Annotated in this window: 4 protein-coding genes and 1 pseudogene; all 5 read right to left on the bottom strand. The window is 29.2% G+C overall.

Annotation, left to right across the window (positions count from 1 at the left end; all coding sequences use genetic code 11):
• Positions 1-878: hypothetical protein (locus tag A9G45_RS12820; protein WP_141673692.1), on the bottom strand; the 878-nt coding region annotated here is incomplete at its 3' end.
• A 23-nt stretch (positions 879-901) separates the two neighbouring features.
• Entirely contained in the window at positions 902-1,189 is a 288-nt protein-coding gene (locus A9G45_RS12825) for a M23 family metallopeptidase (RefSeq protein ID WP_176701644.1), read from the bottom strand.
• Positions 1,190-1,507: 318 nt separating this feature from the next.
• Positions 1,508-2,302 (bottom strand): hypothetical protein, encoded by a 795-nt coding sequence (locus A9G45_RS12830; RefSeq protein ID WP_065568032.1) that lies wholly within the window; start codon positions 2,300-2,302, stop codon positions 1,508-1,510.
• A 302-nt stretch (positions 2,303-2,604) separates the two neighbouring features.
• Entirely contained in the window at positions 2,605-3,045 is a 441-nt protein-coding gene (locus A9G45_RS12835; RefSeq protein WP_065568033.1) for a hypothetical protein, read from the bottom strand.
• A gap of 2 nt (positions 3,046-3,047) precedes the next feature.
• Positions 3,048-4,125: pseudogene (locus A9G45_RS14530) on the bottom strand (hypothetical protein); the annotation flags it as partial.

A 4,125-nucleotide genomic window follows, 5' to 3' on the forward strand; every position in this document is an offset into this window, starting at 1 on the left:
GCCTTTTCACAATCTTGTCTTTCTTTTTTAGTACACTTTTTTTGAAAAAACTTTTTATTATCATAAGCAATACAATATTGATCTAAATAATTATATTTTTTAGTGTTTTCATTAAAATAATACATTTTATTTATGGTGATACTTGTTGGATCTATAAATTCATTACCGCAAGTTTTAGTACTAGTCGCGATTTTTTTTTCTGAATCAAAACGAATGGTATATCCTTCTAAATTAGGATCAATAAATTTATTTTGCAATCCATCATAAATGTAATAGGTTTGTGGGACATTAGCCGCATGTGTTTCGCCATCAGCAAGTAAAAAATCATTTTCATTACCATCAAAATCAAAATCGCCTATTTGAATCGCATTAAAAGCAAAAAAACCATAACCTTTTATATTATTAATTGTCTGTACTAACTTGCCGTTCTTTTTACTATATACGTTAACTCCCGTGATCGTAATTTCTCCTTTCCTCTCTTTAGATATTAAAACTTTAAAATAGAATTCTTTGGTTGAATTCATTTGTAAAAATTCAATATTTTTAAATTCTGTGTTATTGACTAACTTTTTAGAGTCTTTATAGTTTTTTTCATTACCATTATTCCAGATTACGTTATATTCAAAAACTTTTTTCAACTTAAAATCACCAAATTCATTTAAAGATCCTATTAAAAAATCGTTTTGGGATTTTGTTTGATTTTCGCTAAAATCAAAGTTTTTTATAATCAACGAATTTATGTTATCTTTTAAATTAATAGAATAGTTTTTAAAATAATAGTTATCATCTATTCTTTTAGGTAATCCTAAGTATGTAATTTCGTGTGTTTCATTATCAACGCAAATAATGTGAAAATCATCGTCAGAGATAGCATACATATAAATTTCTACTTTTCTATCACCTATATTTCCAGTATATACACGATATTATCAATATTCATAGCAATTTCTAAATGTAAATGAGTATTAGGAAGCCCTTTCGCATTTCCTGTGTCGGATGTATAACCGATATGATCACCAGCTTTAACTTTGGTACCTTTTTGTATTCCAGATACTTTTAGATCTTCATGTAAATGGCAATATCGAATATAAAAATAATCACTGTTTATATCAAAATCGCTCGCTTGTACAAACTCATTTTTCCCTTTTCCTGAAAACTCCAACGTATAATCGTTTCGAGATGCGCGCAAATCATCACCTTTCACTTTTAAAACGATTACATACGTGATCAAGTGTTTGCTAATAACCACAATGTATATTCTGGTTTGACTTTAACGTAATAATGACTCGTATCCCTGACAAATTTTATCCCCCCGACCTTGCTGGTAAAAAAACAGTTGTTTTAGATGCTTGAATTAGTTTTTGCGTCTCATTCCACTAACAAAATTGTCTTTTTTCTTTCTGGTAATTTATCTGCTAATACTCAGATATTATTGATAAATTCAGGTAAATCATCACAGGTAAAGAGTTCTATGTGTGCTAAGTTTTATCTTTCTTATTTTTTATAATTAATCAGGAGAGAGAACTGTTATTAATTTTGTTTTACCGTTCTGATAAATAAAAGTATAAGTTGTTATGCCTCCTTGAAAATATTGAGTAATTTCTAGTTTATTTTTACCATACCATTTGTAATCAATATCCACATCTCGGTCCTCATAGTTAACAGAGAAATTTTCGCCCACTTTAATTTTCTTTCTAAATACCTTATCAAGATCAAAACTCATTGCATTATAAACATCCAAAATAGTCATATTGTTATAATAGCAAATATCCGTATAACTCATATCAACTTGTTCTAATGCAATACATTTTGTATTACTATAATAATTATTAAGGTTTTTCTCTTCTTGTTCTGGTAACCGTTGGTAAAAAACTAATTGTTTTTTATAAGTAACCATTAATTCATTGTTATCAAGTTGGATAATATTCATGTAATCATTACGGTTACAAATTTCTGATAAACTATCTCTATCATTTGTATAAATTTTAGCGAAATTAGTAGTGGTTAGATGATATTCTTTTAATTCATCACTATAATTTTTAAAAAAATTATGTTTATTTAATTCATTATTTATATCGCCTTCACTTCCAGTTAATTCTTTAAAATCGCAACCTAAAAAGGTTATCTTTTGCTGATTATCTATAATCAAATTACTTAATGATTTTTTTATGTTTTTGTCTGTTTCAGGAGTTAATTTCTCATTGATTAATCTATAATAATTGTTATTTGAATCAAAATCTGATGCATAAACAACTTGTGATAATAAAATTAATAATAAGATTTTTAATATAATATTTTTCATACTTTTATTCCTAATTATTCAGGGTCAGCCCAAAGCTGTTACTGTACCCTTCTTTTAATAATTAGAGGGTCTAATAAACCTGCACACTTCTGGTATGGTAAGTTTGCTCTATTGGTGAATGGATTTTTCAAATCTAAAGCGTTTTCACCTGAATAATATTCTAAATGCAACATATAAATAATGCGATCATCAATAATTAATAATGGTCTATATTTTTTGTTTGCTTAGAATTAATTTCAATGGCATGGCTACTTTTTGGTTATAAAATAACTTAAATGTCAGATTAAGCAAAAACTATTGCGCTAATCCTCTTTTATTGAACTAATTAACACTAGTTGATCATTAATAAAATTATAGTATCTTTTTCTGTAACCGTTTTTATCTTCATTTTCATCAGGATCTGCTATTATTCCAGAAATAACAATCAAGCTACTATCTAAATGATATTCTATTAAAAACTCGTTTTCTCCATTTTCATCTTCTATTAAATAAGCATTAGGTAAACCAATAACTTTGTTTGATAGTAAGTTGCTAATTTCTCCGCAAATAGCACCACCGCCACATCCATAGACCTTTACTAAATAATGATAAGCAAAGTTTGCATTTTTTATTTTTATTTTTGTTTTAGTTTTAATAGTAAAATCGTTAAAATTTAAGTTAATATGCTCTTTCTCTTGAGCTATGCAAGTATAACTAGTTGAAAACAGAATAAAACATAAAATAGAATACTTAAATATTTTCATATTTATCTCCAATTTCCGTTTTTTGATTCTCTCAATGCTTCAACCATTTGATCTGGAAGTATATGAGCCGAATTTAATCCATCACCTTGGTAGTATGATGAACCTTCAAAAGCAGCAACTCGTCCTCCACTTATTGCTTTACCTTTACGTACCCCAGCTGATGCAAACTCTTTAGCCCAATCATAAATTGCATCTTCAATATCACCATTATGTTCTAAATATTTTATTATGTTTTTTCTTTTAATTTTTATTAAATATTCTTCAAATAAAGTATCTTGTGTTTCTTTATTATATTTCAGTGATAAATCTAACTTTAAATAAGCTACAGCAGCTTTTAAAGTTTGTGGAATTATTTGAAAACGTCCTGCAGCAAATATTTCCCTTTTTGTCTGCTTATCAATTAATTCTTCTATTGTCATAGAGGTCAAGTTAGTATTAAAAAAAGCCCTTAATTTTGGTTTGGTTTGGTTATAAGCTGAATAATCATTATTGGATTCTACTTTTCCTAATAATAAAGCAAACGGACTTTCTGCCCAACACTTCTTTTTTTCAATTATTTTAAAATAATCCACCATTGCCACGGGATGAATAAACCATGCCTTGCCGTCTGCGGATAGATTGGACAGTTTAGGGGTATTGGCATCAGTGTTTGCGGTTGGGTTTTGAGCTTGTGCTTGTGCCACTTCTTTCCACCACAGTGACGGTTTAATGCGTTGCTCTTTTTCTATTTTCCAATTAGTTTGAATATATTTAAACGCTTCGTCCACCAACTTGAAGACATAATCACGTAGGTAAGGTTGGGTGATGCCGAGCTCGTTTAAGCCTGCTTCAATCATCTCTTTTTTCTGTTGTCTCTCTTCTTCAAACAGTTCATCAACTTCGTTCCATTTGCTTAATGCTTCATCGGCATACCATTCACTTTCATATTTTACCAGTAAATGCCCTATCCGCTCTGCGGCCCAACTTCGGCGTAGCGCTTCCTTTAAATCCCTTTCTGTAAAAGTAGGTGGCGGTAGACCTTTTTTTCGTTGTGTTGAATATATCAGTGTTCCTGTCAAAATTTGGTGTAATGCGTGCATC

It is taken from the genome of Gilliamella sp. HK2, from assembly GCF_001690265.1.
Lineage (GTDB): Bacteria > Pseudomonadota > Gammaproteobacteria > Enterobacterales > Orbaceae > Gilliamella > Gilliamella apicola_C.